Source organism: Inquilinus sp. KBS0705 (assembly GCA_005938025.2).
Classification (GTDB): domain Bacteria; phylum Bacteroidota; class Bacteroidia; order Sphingobacteriales; family Sphingobacteriaceae; genus Mucilaginibacter.
The window spans coordinates 339,607-353,934 of the sequence record VCCI02000002.1 but is presented as its reverse complement, the minus strand read 5'-3'; the positions used below and the strand labels follow the sequence as shown (position 1 = coordinate 353,934).

The 14,328-nt window shown below is 42.9% G+C and carries 15 protein-coding genes; 2 read left to right on the top strand and 13 right to left on the bottom strand.

Annotation, left to right across the window (positions count from 1 at the left end; all coding sequences use genetic code 11):
• The 12 genes from FFF34_013000 to pdxA form a co-directional block, all read right to left on the bottom strand.
• Positions 1-1,395 carry an iron-sulfur cluster-binding protein gene (locus FFF34_013000; GenBank protein ID TSD64812.1) on the bottom strand — a complete coding sequence of 465 codons (1,395 nt, stop codon included), beginning with the start codon at positions 1,393-1,395 and terminating at the stop codon, positions 1-3.
• A 102-nt stretch (positions 1,396-1,497) separates the two neighbouring features.
• Positions 1,498-3,066, bottom strand: coding sequence for a M28 family peptidase (locus FFF34_012995; GenBank protein ID TSD64811.1), 1,569 nt, complete (start codon positions 3,064-3,066; stop codon positions 1,498-1,500).
• A gap of 17 nt (positions 3,067-3,083) precedes the next feature.
• Complete coding sequence (locus FFF34_012990) at positions 3,084-3,521, bottom strand: RpiB/LacA/LacB family sugar-phosphate isomerase (protein ID TSD64810.1); 438 nt, start codon at positions 3,519-3,521, stop codon at positions 3,084-3,086.
• A gap of 71 nt (positions 3,522-3,592) precedes the next feature.
• Positions 3,593-4,450, bottom strand: coding sequence for a twin-arginine translocase subunit TatC (gene tatC, locus FFF34_012985; protein ID TSD64809.1), 858 nt, complete (start codon positions 4,448-4,450; stop codon positions 3,593-3,595).
• 75 nt (positions 4,451-4,525) lie between these two features.
• The gene (gene accC, locus FFF34_012980) at positions 4,526-5,860 is read right to left on the bottom strand and encodes an acetyl-CoA carboxylase biotin carboxylase subunit (protein ID TSD64808.1); all 1,335 of its coding nucleotides are present in this window, start codon (positions 5,858-5,860) and stop codon (positions 4,526-4,528) included.
• 88 nt (positions 5,861-5,948) lie between these two features.
• Positions 5,949-6,425 (bottom strand): acetyl-CoA carboxylase biotin carboxyl carrier protein, encoded by a 477-nt coding sequence (accB, locus tag FFF34_012975; GenBank protein ID TSD64807.1) that lies wholly within the window; start codon positions 6,423-6,425, stop codon positions 5,949-5,951.
• A gap of 75 nt (positions 6,426-6,500) precedes the next feature.
• Positions 6,501-7,490 carry a ketoacyl-ACP synthase III gene (locus tag FFF34_012970; GenBank protein TSD64806.1) on the bottom strand — a complete coding sequence of 330 codons (990 nt, stop codon included), beginning with the start codon at positions 7,488-7,490 and terminating at the stop codon, positions 6,501-6,503.
• Positions 7,491-7,501: 11 nt separating this feature from the next.
• Positions 7,502-8,440 carry a phosphate acyltransferase PlsX gene (gene plsX, locus FFF34_012965; protein ID TSD64805.1) on the bottom strand — a complete coding sequence of 313 codons (939 nt, stop codon included), beginning with the start codon at positions 8,438-8,440 and terminating at the stop codon, positions 7,502-7,504.
• A 15-nt stretch (positions 8,441-8,455) separates the two neighbouring features.
• Positions 8,456-8,647: a 50S ribosomal protein L32 gene (gene rpmF / locus FFF34_012960; GenBank protein TSD64804.1), complete on the bottom strand. Its 192-nt coding sequence runs from the start codon at positions 8,645-8,647 to the stop codon at positions 8,456-8,458.
• Between the two features lie 14 nt (positions 8,648-8,661).
• Positions 8,662-9,183: a DUF177 domain-containing protein gene (locus tag FFF34_012955; GenBank protein ID TSD64803.1), complete on the bottom strand. Its 522-nt coding sequence runs from the start codon at positions 9,181-9,183 to the stop codon at positions 8,662-8,664.
• A 153-nt stretch (positions 9,184-9,336) separates the two neighbouring features.
• Entirely contained in the window at positions 9,337-10,518 is a 1,182-nt protein-coding gene (locus tag FFF34_012950; GenBank protein ID TSD64802.1) for a DUF5009 domain-containing protein, read from the bottom strand.
• An 82-nt stretch (positions 10,519-10,600) separates the two neighbouring features.
• Complete coding sequence (pdxA, locus tag FFF34_012945) at positions 10,601-11,656, bottom strand: 4-hydroxythreonine-4-phosphate dehydrogenase PdxA (GenBank protein ID TSD64801.1); 1,056 nt, start codon at positions 11,654-11,656, stop codon at positions 10,601-10,603.
• Between the two features lie 207 nt (positions 11,657-11,863).
• Here pdxA and rsmA point away from each other — a divergent pair, with 207 nt between their 5' ends.
• On the top strand, positions 11,864-12,643 hold the full coding sequence (rsmA, locus tag FFF34_012940; protein ID TSD64800.1) for a 16S rRNA (adenine(1518)-N(6)/adenine(1519)-N(6))-dimethyltransferase RsmA: 780 nt from the start codon (positions 11,864-11,866) through the stop codon (positions 12,641-12,643).
• Here the strand turns inward: rsmA and FFF34_012935 are convergent, their stop codons facing one another.
• Positions 12,644-13,204, bottom strand: a complete 561-nt coding sequence (locus FFF34_012935) for a hypothetical protein (GenBank protein ID TSD64799.1) — start codon at positions 13,202-13,204, stop codon at positions 12,644-12,646.
• A gap of 137 nt (positions 13,205-13,341) precedes the next feature.
• Between FFF34_012935 and FFF34_012930 the strand changes: the two genes are divergently transcribed.
• The gene (locus FFF34_012930; protein ID TSD64798.1) at positions 13,342-14,277 is read left to right on the top strand and encodes a phosphoglycerate dehydrogenase; all 936 of its coding nucleotides are present in this window, start codon (positions 13,342-13,344) and stop codon (positions 14,275-14,277) included.
• The last annotated feature ends 51 nt before the right edge of the window (positions 14,278-14,328 follow it).

Genomic DNA, 14,328 nt, shown 5'->3' with positions numbered 1-14,328 from the left:
CTATAAACTGTCTTTGGGTTGCGTGTGCTGCTCTTTCCACTTTTGGCTAAACGATTTTTCGGCAACTTCGGGCATATCGCGCAAGTTGCCCCACGATCTTTTAAAGAACATCCGCATAAAGGTATTCTTCATCTTGCCGCCAAAAAAGTCTGTCATGTTTCGTTTCAACATGCCTTTTTTCCACAGTGCCCAGCCCCATTTTTCTTTGGTGGTAACTACATTTTCTGTAACCGCATCGCGGCGGTTTAGCAGCAGCATTTTGTGTATGTCAATTTTTACCGGGCAAACCTCGGTACATTTACCGCATAAGCTTGATGCATAGCTTAAGTGCTTAAACTCTTCCATACCGCGCATGTGCGGGGTAATTATTGAGCCTATAGGGCCGCTATAGGTAGTTTCGTAAGTATGGCCTCCAATGTTTTTATAAACCGGGCACACGTTTAAACAGGCCCCGCAACGTATGCAGTATAAACCTTGGCGCTGCTCTTTTTGGGCAAGCAGGTTGGTGCGGCCATTATCTAATAACACCACATACATTTCTTCCGGGCCGTCGGTTTCGTTTGTTTGCCTTGGGCCGCTTAATATGGTATTGTATACGGTTAGGTTTTGCCCTGTGCCATGGGTAGCCAGCATTGGCCAAAACAGGTCAAGGTCCATTAGCGATGGTATCACCTTTTCTATCCCCACAATAGATATCTGTATTTTAGGGAACGAGGTTGTAAGGCGCGCGTTGCCCTCGTTTTCGGTAATGGCAATGCTTCCGGTATCGGCAATAATAAAGTTGGCTCCTGTAATGCCTATGTCGGCCTGCAGGTATTTATCCCTTAGTATCTCGCGAGCTTTTTGAGTTAACTGTTCGGGAGTGGCATCTATCGGCGTTCCAAAGCGCTCATTAAACAGTTTGGCAATGTCTTCTTTAGACAGGTGCATTGCCGGGGTAACTATATGGTACGGCCTTTGGCCAAGTAACTGAACAATGTATTCGCCCAGGTCGCTCTCCAACGATTCGATATGGTGATTCTCTAAAAACTCGTTCAGGTGAATTTCTTCGGTTGCCATTGATTTTGATTTGATAACCGTTTTGGCACCTGCTTTATTAATGATATTCAGTATCTCACGGTTCGCCTCTTCTGCATCATTGGCCCAAATTACCTTCCCACCGCGTTTTTGAAAGTTGGCTTCAAACTCGGGTAAAAACTTATCCAGATTTTCCATCACCTTCCACTTAATGGCATGCCCGCGCTTTTTAGCATTGTCAAGATTGATCATCCTCGACAGGCCACGATCTACAGCCGTATCATACTTATCAATGTTATAATTGATAATATGGCGGTGGTCCATATCAAAGGCTTTAGCTTCTGAAGCTACCAGGAATTCTTCTGCTGTATTTCCCATTAATGCGAAATTAGTGTTTTAACAGATTGATGGTTAATATTAAAATGAAAATGTCACCCTGTTTTACACAAGGTGACATTTTACTATAGCTATTTGTTGAAATTAATTAGTTGGTGCAGGTGTTTTAACATCTACAACGGGGCGGGTGTCGCGGTTTGCCAAATCCCAGCCAGTGTAAAATGCCAGTTGCGCACGCTTGGCCAGTAACGGGAAGTTAATTTTACTTACCTCGTCGCCTGGTTGGTGATAATCTGCATGTACGCCGTTAAAATAGAATATAATCGGCACACCGTGCTTTGCAAAGTTGTAATGATCTGAACGATAGTAAAAACGATTTGGATCGTTAGGGTCATCGTACTTATAATCCAGTTTCATTTTAGTGTAGGTATTGTTGGCGTTTTCGCCGATCTTGTTCAGGTCGGTACTTAACATTGCCGAACCAATTGAGTACACGTAGTTGGCAGAATCGGGCTTGCCAATATACTCTTCGCCTACACGGCCTATCATGTCAATATTTAAATCGGCAATGGTGTTAGCTAAAGGATAGATAGGATGATCGGTATAATACTCTGATCCTAACAAGCCTTTTTCTTCGCCAACATTACCCAGAAAAAGCACGCTGCGGCGCGGGCCATGGCCATCTTTTTTAGCTTGCGAAAATGCGCGGGCTATTTCCAATATACCGGTAGTTCCCGATCCGTCATCATCGGCACCATTGTTTACCTTATCTGTTGCGCCGGGGCGGGTGTTTAAACCAATATGGTCGTAATGTGCAGAGAATACCAACACCTCGTTTTTCAATTTAGCGTCAGATCCGGGCATAAAGCCTACAACATCTACCGCTTTAACATCTTTCTTTTCAGTATTAAAAGTAATTGTAGTTGCAGCTTTAATAACCTGGGTTTGTTTTGCCGTAGCTGTAGCTGCCTTTAATTCATCGTAAGTTTTGCCGGTTTGTTTAACCAGGGCATCTGCAACCGCTGTAGTTACGTTAAATAACGGCGCTTGCGTATTTACAGCAACCTCCTTTTTAATAGATAAGCTTGCACCACCGGCACCGCCACCAAAACGTTTTAGCAAGTTGGTTAGTTCGCCATTAGCACCCAATACAATAGCCGGATTTTTCTCGCGGATGGCTTTTAAAATAGCAATGCGCGATGCTGTTGCGCGGTAGCTGGTATTAGTTGTTTTACCGGCTTCGGGCTTATCTTCATTTATCAGCAATACTATTTTACCGGTAATATCTACACCTTCTAATTCAGCTTCGGTGCCATAGCCTACATACACAACTTCGGTTGCATTTATATTTTTGTCAGGGAACGAGCCCGGCAGGAAAAAGTCTTTCCAGTTGCCAAATGATTGGCCATTTACGGTAAAGGCGCTTACGTTTAGTTTGTTTTCAACTAACGGCACATCAAAAAAGTAGGTGCCGTTAACAGGTGCCTGCAGCCCTAATCTTTTAAATTCGGCAGCAATATAGTTTGCTGCTTTATCGGCACCCGGCTTACCGGTTTCGCGGCCTTCAAACTCGTCTGATGCCAAAATGCTCAGGTGTTTTTTAGCATCCTCGGCGCTTATTAATTTAGCATACTTAACAGCAGTAGCGTTTTGCTGCGCGCATGCGCTTGATGCAAAGGCCAATGCCGTTATCCATAATGATAGTTTTTTCATTTATCTCGATTTTATTTTTAGCAACTAATTTTATTTACCCTGGTAGCATGCCTGCCACCCTCAAATTCTTCGGTTAAAAAAACCTCTATTGTTTTTTTGGCCTCATCAATGCTCATATGACGGGCGGGTAAGCAAAGCACATTGGCATTGTTATGGGTGCGTGCCGGTATTGCCAGCTCGTGTCTCCAGCATATGGCAGCGCGTATATTTTGGTGCTTATTAGCCGTCATGGCAACGCCGTTGGCACTACCGCATAGTAAAATGCCAAAATCAAACTCGCCATTTTCAACGCCCGAGGCAACCGGATGGGCAAAATCGGGGTAGTCGGCCGAATCGGCAGAGTAGGTACCGAAATCTTTAAAGTTGATATCGTCGGCAAAAATGGTTTTTAATGCTTCTTTATATTCAAAGCCGGCATGGTCGGCGCCAATAGCAATGTTTAACCCTTTTTTCATTGGTTCAAATTTATAATAATAAAGTATTCACGAAGGTAAAGATTTTGTTAGTATTGGCTGTAACTTGCTTATTAAGCGGCGTTTTCGCGGGCTAACTTTCTTTTTTCGACAACCCCTGCCACAAGGATACCAATTTCATACAAAATGAAAAGTGGGATACTCACAATGGTCATGGTTAGCATATCCGGGGTAGGCGTAACAACAGCTGCGATAATCAAGATCACTACTACCGCATACCTGCGTGTTTCACGCATGAATTTTTGCGTTAATACGCCTAATGACGATAATACATAAACGATGATAGGCAACTCGAACACTATGCCGGTTGCCAGCGTAAGTGTTGCTACTGAGGATAAGTAAGAGTCGACTGAGAATTTATTTTCAATTTGGGAGCTAACCGTAAAGCTTGATAAAAAGTTAATGGATTCTGGTGTAATAACAAAGTATCCAAACAATACGCCCAGTAAAAATAGAAACGTAGCATAAATTACAAAGCCTCTCGCCGCTTTGCGTTCTTTTTCATGCAAAGCAGGTTTTATAAAACGCCATAGCTCCCAAAGCAAATAAGGGAAGCCCGCTGTGATACCAATTAATAACGCAGAATTGATCTCTAAAGTGAACTGACCGGCCATCTCGGTATTAAGCAGGCTGATATTGATCTTAGTTATGCAAAAGCCATCGCGGTGCAACCAGGCGCCTAAATCGCAAAGCATCCGATAAGTCCAAAACTCGGGCTTTGAGGGGCCCATAATAATGGTATCGAATATAAAATCGTAAAAGTAAAATGCAAGGCAGGTAAAAACAACAATGGCTATTGCCGAGCGAACCAAATGCCATCTTAAAGCTTCCAGGTGATCGAAAAATGACATCTCGGCCTCCATGCTCTGGCCCTTTTCCTTAATCGCTTTTATTATTTTGTTGTCGCTCATTACCTTATGTTCGGCATATTAACGCCGGAATGCTATTTACGTTGTATTATCCCCTTAAGATTTTTGTTTTATTTTTTAGTATTCAAAGGTCTCCATAAACTTGGTGGTAAAATTACCCGCCCTAAAGTTAGGGTCCTGCAGTAATTTTAAATGGAATGGAATAGTTGTTTTAACACCTTCAATAACAAATTCGCTTAAGGCGCGCTCCATGGTGGCTAAAGCCTCATCGCGCGTTTGTGCCATGCAGATCACCTTGGCGATCATCGAATCGTAGTTTGGCGGGATAACGTAACCGCTGTAAACGTGCGTATCTACACGCACACCATGGCCACCCGGCGAATGGAAGTTTGTTATTTTACCCGGCGAAGGGCGGAAGTTGTTTGCAGGGTCTTCGGCATTGATACGGCATTCTATGGCATGCATAGTTGGCTCGTAGTTTTTACCTGAGATGGGGATACCAGCAGCTACCTTTATTTGTTCTTTTATCAGGTCAAAGTTAATTACCTCTTCGGTAACCGGGTGTTCTACCTGTATACGGGTATTCATTTCCATAAAGTAGAAGTTGCGGTCTTTGTCAACCAAAAACTCTACTGTACCGGCACCTTCGTATTTTACAGCTTTTGCACCTTTAATTGCTGCTTCGCCCATACGTTTTCGCAGCTTATCTGTCATAAACGGCGAGGGTGATTCTTCTACCAGTTTTTGGTGGCGGCGCTGTATCGAGCAGTCGCGCTCGGATAGGTGGCAAACTTTGCCGTATTGGTCGCCCACAACTTGTATCTCAATATGGCGTGGGTCTTGTACGTATTTTTCAAGGTAAAGGCCATCGTTACCAAATGCAGCACCCGATTCGGCACGTGCGCTATCCCAGGCGTTTTCAAATTCGCTGTCTTTCCACACAATACGCATACCACGGCCACCACCACCGGCGGTAGCTTTAAGTATAACAGGGTAGCCAATTTTATTTGCTATAGCTATGCCCGATTTTATATCAGAAAGCAAGCCCTCTGAACCAGGAACGATAGGTACACCGGCCTTTTTCATGGTTTCTTTTGCAGAAGCCTTATCACCCATCTTATTGATCTGGTCTGCCGTTGCACCTATAAACTTTATACCGTATTCGGCACAAATAGCGCTAAACTTTGCATTTTCTGATAAGAACCCGTATCCGGGGTGTATCGCGTCGGCGTTGGTTAATTCGGCAGCCGAAATTATATTGGGGATATTCAGGTAAGAGTCGCGGCTTGCAGGCGGGCCTATACATACAGCCTCATCGGCAAAACGTACATGCAAACTATCACGATCGGCGGTTGAGTATACAGCTATCGTTTTAATGCCCATTTCTTTACAGGTGCGAATAATTCGCAGGGCAATTTCTCCACGGTTAGCTATTAATATTTTTTTAAACATCGTTTTGATTTTAGGATTGCACCGATTATGGAGCGATTACACCGATAAAATCTGTGTAATCAAAACCAATCTGTGAAATCAACAAAAATTACTTAGGTTCTACTAAAAATAAAGGCTGATCGTATTCAACCGGCGATGCATTGTCTACCAGTACCTTCACAATAGTACCTGATACTTCTGATTCTATCTCGTTGAATAATTTCATCGCTTCGATGATACACACTACGCTTCCGCTGCTTATCTCGTCGCCAACGTTAACAAACAATGGCTTATCCGGCGATGCTGAACGGTAAAAAGTGCCAATCATTGGCGACTTAATGGTAATATAGTTTGAGGTATCGGCAACAGCGGTAACGGGCGCTGCAGGTGCCGCTGCCGGCAAACTTGCTGCCTGTGGCGCAGGCGCTGCTACAGCTGGCTGTGGTGCCGGTATTGTAGCATTAACATAGGTTGGCGCCTCGTTAGTTTTTATTGTGATCTTAAAATTTTCTTGTTCGATCGACACTTCATTTACGCCCGATTTGGACACAAAGCGTATAAGATCCTGAATTTGTTTAATATCCATAGTAGCGAATAATTGGTATTGGATAAAAGTTTAATGTGTAAGGTATAACAAATTAAATGAAAAAAGTTGGCAAAATTAATATGCCCATTTTAAATAAATAGAGCCCCATGTAAACCCGCCGCCAAAGGCAGCAAGCAGCAAATTATCTCCCTTTTTAAATTTACTTTCCCATTCCCACAAACATAATGGTATTGTACCATTAGTTGTATTGCCATAGCGCTCAATGTTAACAATTACCTTATCGGCGCTTACGCCGGTACGGGCTGCAGTAGCATCAATTATGCGCTTATTGGCCTGGTGTGGTACCAGCCATGCAATATCATCGGCAGTTAGGCTGTTACGCTCCATTACTTCGGCAGCAACATCGGCCATGTTGGTTACGGCAAATTTAAATACCGCCTGGCCTTCCTGGTAGGCGTAGTGTTCTTTAGCGTCAACGGTTTGGTGTGATGCCGGGTGTACAGATCCGCCCGCCTTTTGGTATAATAACTGCGAACCTGCGCCATCACTTTTTAGTACCGAATCAATAATTCCGTAACCTTCGGTGTTGGGTTCAAGCAGGGCACAACCGCAGCCATCGCCAAATATGATACAGGTAGCACGGTCTTCGTAGTTAATAATGGCCGACATTTTATCGCCGCCTACTACCAATACTTTGGTATGTTTGCCGCTTTCGATAAACTGAGCGCCGGTAGCCAGGCCAAATATAAAGCCCGAGCAAGCTGCTTGCAGGTCGTATCCCCAGGCGTTTTTTGCACCAATTTTATGTGCCAGTATATTTGCCGTAGCCGGGAAAGGAAGATCGGGGGTGGTAGTACAAAAAATGATCAGGTCGATCTCTTCGGCGCTTATGCCGCGTTTTTTAAGCAATCCTTCGACAGCAGGCACTGCCATATCTGATGTGCCAAGGCCTTCGCCCTTTAGTATCCTGCGTTCTTTAATCCCTGTACGACTGGTTATCCATTCGTCATTGGTCTCTACCATTGTTTCCAGTTCCTGGTTGGTTAAAACATACTCGGGTACGTAACCATTTACAGCGGTAATAGCAGCATGAATTTTGCTCATTCTATATTTTTTTACTGAAAAGCCAGTTTAATTTTATCTATCAGGTTGGTTTCGATCATGTTTTTTGACAGCAGCACCATGTTTTTTATCGCCTCGGGGCTTGATATGCCGTGCCCAACAACAACGGGGGCATTTACCCCTAATATTGGGCTGCCACCATATTGCTCGTAGTTAAAGCGGTCAAAAAATTCGTCTTTTAGTTTTTTCTTTAAGGTAATTACATAAAAGCTTTCGGCAAGCTTAAGTATAACGTTTCCGGTAAATCCGTCGCAAACAACAACGTCGTTATTATCTTCAAACAGGTCGCGGCCTTCTACATTACCTACAAAGTTAAAAAGCTTGGTATCTTTCATTAGCGGATAGGTAGCCTGGCTAAGCAGGTTGCCTTTTTCTTCCTCTTCGCCAATGTTCATCAGCGCTATGCGAGGGTTTGCGATACCATAAACAGATTCGGCAAGCAGGCTGCCTAAAACGCCAAATTGTAAAAGCACATCGGGCTTACAATCGGCATTGGCACCTACATCTAAAATAATACCCAAACCGCCTTTAAGTTTGGGTACAATGGTAGTCATGGCCGGGCGTATTACACCGGGGATGGTTTTTACGCTGAACATAGAGCCAACCAGCATTGCACCAGTGTTTCCGGCCGATGAGAATGCTTGTATCGCATTCTCTTTTAGCAACTGAAAACCAACACTTATGCTCGAATTGGGCTTTTGTACAATAGCCTTAGTGGGATGCTCGCCCATACCTATCACTTCGGTTGTATGCACAAACTCGAAATGATCGGGGCTAACATTATTTTCCTGAAGAATTGCAGTGGCAATATCTTTATCGCCAATAAGTACCAGCTGCTGCCCGGCAGATAAAACTTTATAAGCTTCAATTGCCCCTAAAACAGCCGCCTTGGGGGCGAAATCACCGCCCATAATGTCTAAGCCAATCTTCATTTTAGAAAATTAAACTTAAACTGCTACGGCCTTTTCAATAAGTATTTTTCCGTTGAAGTATACATTACCATCAACAGTATAAGCTCTGTGTGGCAAATGTACCGCACCAGTAGTTTGGCAAGTAGTTAAAGTAGGCGCTTCTGCTTTATAGTGCGTTCTGCGTTTATCTCTTCTTGATTTTGAAATTTTACGTTTTGGATGTGCCATAACTGTATTTTATATTATTTAAGTTTTTTGAGCGCTTCCCATCTCGGGTCAGTCTTCTCGGTTTGTTCATCATTTGCTGCAAGCTTGTTAAGGCTATCCAGCATTTCCCTGTCACAATATTCGGTGTTGCCCTCATCGCCACATGTGTTAATAAATGGCACGGCAACGTTTACATATTCGTATATCAGCCCGGATATATTGATCTCGTGATCGTTTTTACCCAGGGTTATAATCTCATCGTCCTCTCCCAATTCTTCATCGGTAAAACGGGCTATTTGCTGTTCGTGAATATCCAATGGTTGTGGATAGGCCGATAAGCATTTATCGCAAGTGGCATTTATGGTGCCCGATATATCAAAATTTAGGATAAGCATTGTTTCCTGTTTTTCTAACTCCAACTTGCAATTCAGATCGGCATTTTTTACAAGTGAATAATCAAATTCAGCAAAAAAAGCGTCTCCAATAGCATATTCAAAGTAATGCTTCCCCAGCTTTAAGCCTGTAAAAGGTATCGAATATGTTCTTAGCGATTTCAATGAGCAACAATTAGCCCGCAAATGTAGGTAAAAACATTAAAACTGGAAAGTGTTTTTTTATATTGATTTGTGGCCCGTTGTGGATAACGTTAATTATGTGGAAAACGCCGGCCGGCGGTGTTTAAACCGGGGCGCTTATCATTTGCCGGCATTTTAGATCTTAAGCTTTACGTTTATTTTTTCTAACAGGCCGGTTAACCACACAATTACAAAGGAAAACAACAGGCACCTGATAAGCCCGCCCATACCTTGCTCTAGGTATTCCGGATACCCCCAGTCGGTCATTTGATAAAGCGGGTAAAACAAAAACGGAAGCAAATAACAGGTAAATGTACTGGTACCTGCAGGTTCTATGGCTTTAAACCAATTGTATTTGTTTTTAAAGTCTACTAAAAAGGCAAACCCGGCATATACCACCAGGCTTATCCCGGTACATATTAATACCCACGACGGGGTATCCCTTGCTTTTGATATGCCACCGCTAAAATAACGCACAATAAAACCCAGGTTAAATAATATAACGGCCATCAACAACATAGCCCACCACAGCATTTTAACCTCGTTGTTTTGTTTAAGGCGCATATAAAGTACCGTTACAAATACCCCCGCCATTGTAAATGCCTGCATAGCGCCGTTGCCGGCTATCCAAACATATTTTTGTACCGGCGCCAAAAAATTGAGCATGCCAAAATGAACATCTATATTAAAAAACATAAAAAATATCCAGGCTGCGGCTTGTACCCAAAGCACCCCGTTTGAAAAATAGTAGATGAACGCGCAAAGTAAATAGGCCCAGCCTATAAGCCCTAATATGCCCCACCAGGTTAAATGCAGCCAGGGGTGCCCCGGGTCGGAGCTTTTGTATACCGCACAAACGGCTATTAGCAGTGCTACGCCAAAACCTTGTAGTAAATAGCGCTTTAGCGGTGTGCTTTTACCATAATCTAAAAAGATAAAAAAGAAGCTAAAGGTGGCCAGGCTTTCCCACACGGGCCGCGGCAAAAGGGTGGTTGCTTCGTTATAGGTTTCCATATTAGCGTGAAAAAAGCCGATAAATACCAGCGCGAAAGAACGGGATATGATGCGGATGGGTATTTGCGTATCATTCTTTTTTAATCGTTTTTCGAAGGCATAGGGGATGGACAGGCCCACTATAAATAAAAAGGCCGGGAATATGGTATCGGCTAAGCCCAATGCATCTTCCATTACGCCGGCGTGTTTGAGCCATTGGGGCGTATTTGGCACCCCATCAAGATCGTTAACAAAGATCATCAGGAACATGGTAACCGCACGAAAAGCGTCAATTGACCGTATACGGTTAATTAAATTACTCATTAAACAGGCTAATGTATTTTACAGATAAATGTTTTAACTAAACGGAAATTTTTTTAAAACATTATGCTGCAAGGCGATATACTTAGTCCCTGTCTCTGCTCAGCTTCGAAAATACTAAGGGGTTTTCGTTTAGGTCGGCTGTTTCGCGGCGGTGTTTTATAATATGTATGGCTGTAAATAATGCCTCACGGAAAGATATATCCGACGCTACATTTTTTCCGGCAATATCATAGGCTGTTCCATGGTCGGGCGATGTACGCACAAAACTTAATCCAGCTGTATAATTTACGCCCGATTCAAAAGCTATTTGTTTAAACGGAATAAGTCCCTGGTCGTGATACATGGCTAAAACAGCATCAAACTGCAAATAGGTGCCATTGGCAAAAAACCCATCAGCAGGGTACGGGCCAAAGGCCAGTATGTCGTTATTTCTTGCTTCTTCTATAGCGGGTATTATAGTTTCGTTCTCTTCGTTACCTATCAGGCCGTTATCGCTTGCGTGCGGGTTTAAACCAAGCACGGCAATTTTGGGCTTACGTATCCAAAAATCATTTTGCAAACTGGCATTCATTAACTTAAGCTTGTTAACAATTTTTTCGCCGGTAATGCTTGCCGCAATTTTTGATACCGGTATATGCCCGGTAACTACGCCAACGCGCAGCGTATCGCTCACTAAAAACATTAACGATTCGTCCTTATTGTCCCTATGCTGCAAATATTCGGTATGGCCCGGGAAGCTAAACTCTTCGTTTTGTATATTGTCTTTATTTATAGGTGCGGTAACCAGCCCATCAATATTGCCGCTCAATAGATCATCAGTTGCTTTTTGCAAGGATATGTAGGCATACTTTCCGCCTTCGGCAGTTACCCGGCCCGGCTCAATGCGTACATCTTCTTCCCAGCAATTGATCATGTTGGGTTTGCGGTGTTGGGCATTTGACGCGTGGTCTATCACATTAAAGCTAAACTCGTTAATATGCGTTAAGCGCCTGTGGAACGATGCAACCTTGGTATGCCCGTAAACAACCGGTGTGCAGTAGTCGTATATCTTACTATCCGATAAGGTTTTAATAATTATTTCTAATCCTATCCCGTTAACGTCGCCTATACTTATGCCTATTTTAGGTTTATCGCTCATGATTATATTTATGGTTGCACCGATATAGTATATGATTACACCGAATTTTGATCGATGGAAAACAAAATAACAACCGGCGGTTTATCTAATTGCCTTATGCTTTGGCTTTGAGCCTTAAGCTAATAACTGCAAATAAAAAGATTTTAAGTTTATAATTCCTTAATAAAGCACAAATATGCCTTAATTTGCTTAAATAACTAAGGGATAATGACATTAGTAAGAGCAAAAAAACATTTAGGGCAACACTTTCTTACTGATAAAAATATAGCTCAAAAAATTGTAGAGAGCCTGCGGCCAGCCGGTAAATATAAACAAGTGCTTGAGGTTGGCCCGGGAATGGGCATCCTGTCTGACTTTTTATTGCAAAAGGCTGAATACGAAACCTTTTTGATAGATATTGATACCGAGTCGTACACGTTTCTCAAAAAAAAATATCCCGATCTGCGCGACCGCTTGATTAACGCCGATTTTTTAGAGCTCGACTTTAAGGCCAAGTTTGATGCCCAAATGGCGGTAATTGGTAATTTCCCTTACAACATATCATCGCAAATACTTTTTAAGATATTAGACCACCGCGACCAGGTGCATGAGGTGGTTGGCATGTTTCAAAAGGAGGTTGCCGAGCGCTGCTCCGCTAAAGCCGGTAGTAAGGAATACGGCATACTCACCGTGTTTTTGCAGGCCTATTATAAGGTAGAATATTTATTTACCGTGAAAGCCGGAGTGTTTAACCCGCCGCCCAAGGTGCTGTCGGCCGTTATACGCCTTACACGCAATGGAACCGAAACTTTGGGTTGCGACGAAAAGCTATTTTGGCAAGTGGTTAAAGCCGGCTTTAATCAGCGCCGTAAAACACTGCGAAATGCGCTTTCATCTTTGATCAATAAGGAAAAAATGACCGATAACAAAACCCTCGACCTGCGTGCCGAACGCTTAACGGTAGACGATTTTGTTAAATTAACCAACGAGATAGTAGCCAACCGCTAATTAATTTATAGGTATAACTACATATTTATCGGCATTCATTTTTTTAACCTGCTCGGCCATACGTTTTACAAACAGGTAATTTGCCGTACCACCAATTACAGCACCCACAACCGGCACTAATCTTTCGGCTGTGCGGACACCAAATGCCAGCAATAGCTTTTCGGCAATGCCTTCCATCATGGTTTTTGTTATCGCTACACCGGCTTCAACCTTAAAAGAGGTGGCAACCAGTACCATAAATTCCTCAAAACCTATTTTATAAGTACCCTTTGTGTGATACATTATAGCCATGGTAACCCGAAATTGTTGGGTTATAAGATTTATAAAATCAACGGGCATACCTACCACCATGGTTAATATACCACCGCTGCCGGCTATAGCCCCTGAGGTTGCCGCCATATAAGCACATTGGCTTATAAATTTATCTACACCCATTTTATCAACCCCTTTTTTAATGCTAAGCTGATCTATATGGTCAAATATTTGTTTAAAGCCATCGTGCGATAGCTTTTCGGTATATGTTTTAATATCTGTACGGGCTTTTTTAAATGGTAATATCATCTGATATAATATTTTAGTTATATGCCATGCTATTTGCGTGCCAGTTATATGTTGCAGGCAATGTGGCAGCGATATTACTTACCCGCCGGAATGCGGCTGTATAAAATTTTGTAATTTCGCCCTAAAATTATCCGGCATTGAAAAAGAGTATTTTAATTGTTGATGACCTGCACCCTATATTTATAGAACAGGCGGAAGCCCTTGGTTACGCTTGCGATTATCAACCCACTATAACACCACAGGCCGCTTATAGCTTGCTTAACAATTATACAGGGCTGGCTATACGCTCGAAATTTCAGGTATCTAAAGAGATAATTGATAGCGCACCCAGCCTGCAATTTGTTTGCCGGGCCGGTGCCGGTATGGATAACATTGACGAGGCCTATGCGCAGCAGCGTAACATACAGCTAATTAACGCACCCGAAGGCAACATGGATGCCGTGGGCGAGCACGCGATTGGCTTATTACTTAATTTAATGAACCATATTAATACTGCCGATGCCGAGGTGAGGGCCGGTAAATGGTTGCGAGAAGCTAACCGCGGGCACGAGTTAAAGGGCAAAACAGTTGGCATTATTGGTTACGGCCATATGGGCAGTAGCTTTGCTAAAAAGCTTTCGGGCTTTGGGGTAAGTATTATTGCTTACGATAAATATAAAACCGGCTTTAGCGACCGAATTGCCCGCGAAGTAAGTATGGAGGAGATAGTTAAACATAGCGATGTACTTAGTTTGCATGTACCGCTAACCGCCGAAACCAACGGCCTGGTAAACGACGAGTACTTGTTTCATTTTAAAAAGCCTATATTTTTTATCAATACATCGCGTGGCAAGGTGGTAGAAACCAGCGCTGTTTTAAATGCCATTAAACAAGGTAAAATTTTAGGTGCCGGGCTTGATGTACTTGAAGTTGAAAAATTTCCGCAATTAACTGAGCAGCCCTGGTTTGAAGAATTGAGCAAAAGCGGCAAGGTTATTTTAAGCCCCCATGTAGCCGGCTGGACCTTTGACAGTTACCGTAAAATAAGCGAAGTAATGGCACGTAAGCTTGCTGATTTGGTTGTTAGTGAGTAGTTGATAGGTGAATGGTTTCATATTTGAGATCAGCCTAAACTCGTGAAATCC

Coding starts and splice junctions, on each gene's coding strand:
- plsX (TSD64805.1), bottom strand. CDS start 8,440: ATGAAGATTGGCTTAGACATTATGGGCGGTGATTTCGCCCCCAAGGCG.
- FFF34_012990 (TSD64810.1), bottom strand. CDS start 3,521: ATGAAAAAAGGGTTAAACATTGCTATTGGCGCCGACCATGCCGGCTTT.
- FFF34_012970 (TSD64806.1), bottom strand. CDS start 7,490: ATGAGCAAAATTCATGCTGCTATTACCGCTGTAAATGGTTACGTACCC.
- FFF34_012950 (TSD64802.1), bottom strand. CDS start 10,518: ATGAGTAATTTAATTAACCGTATACGGTCAATTGACGCTTTTCGTGCG.
- tatC (TSD64809.1), bottom strand. CDS start 4,450: ATGAGCGACAACAAAATAATAAAAGCGATTAAGGAAAAGGGCCAGAGC.
- FFF34_012935 (TSD64799.1), bottom strand. CDS start 13,204: ATGATATTACCATTTAAAAAAGCCCGTACAGATATTAAAACATATACC.
- rpmF (TSD64804.1), bottom strand. CDS start 8,647: ATGGCACATCCAAAACGTAAAATTTCAAAATCAAGAAGAGATAAACGC.
- rsmA (TSD64800.1), top strand. CDS start 11,864: ATGACATTAGTAAGAGCAAAAAAACATTTAGGGCAACACTTTCTTACT.
- accC (TSD64808.1), bottom strand. CDS start 5,860: ATGTTTAAAAAAATATTAATAGCTAACCGTGGAGAAATTGCCCTGCGA.
- FFF34_013000 (TSD64812.1), bottom strand. CDS start 1,395: ATGGGAAATACAGCAGAAGAATTCCTGGTAGCTTCAGAAGCTAAAGCC.
- pdxA (TSD64801.1), bottom strand. CDS start 11,656: ATGAGCGATAAACCTAAAATAGGCATAAGTATAGGCGACGTTAACGGG.
- accB (TSD64807.1), bottom strand. CDS start 6,425: ATGGATATTAAACAAATTCAGGATCTTATACGCTTTGTGTCCAAATCG.
- FFF34_012995 (TSD64811.1), bottom strand. CDS start 3,066: ATGAAAAAACTATCATTATGGATAACGGCATTGGCCTTTGCATCAAGC.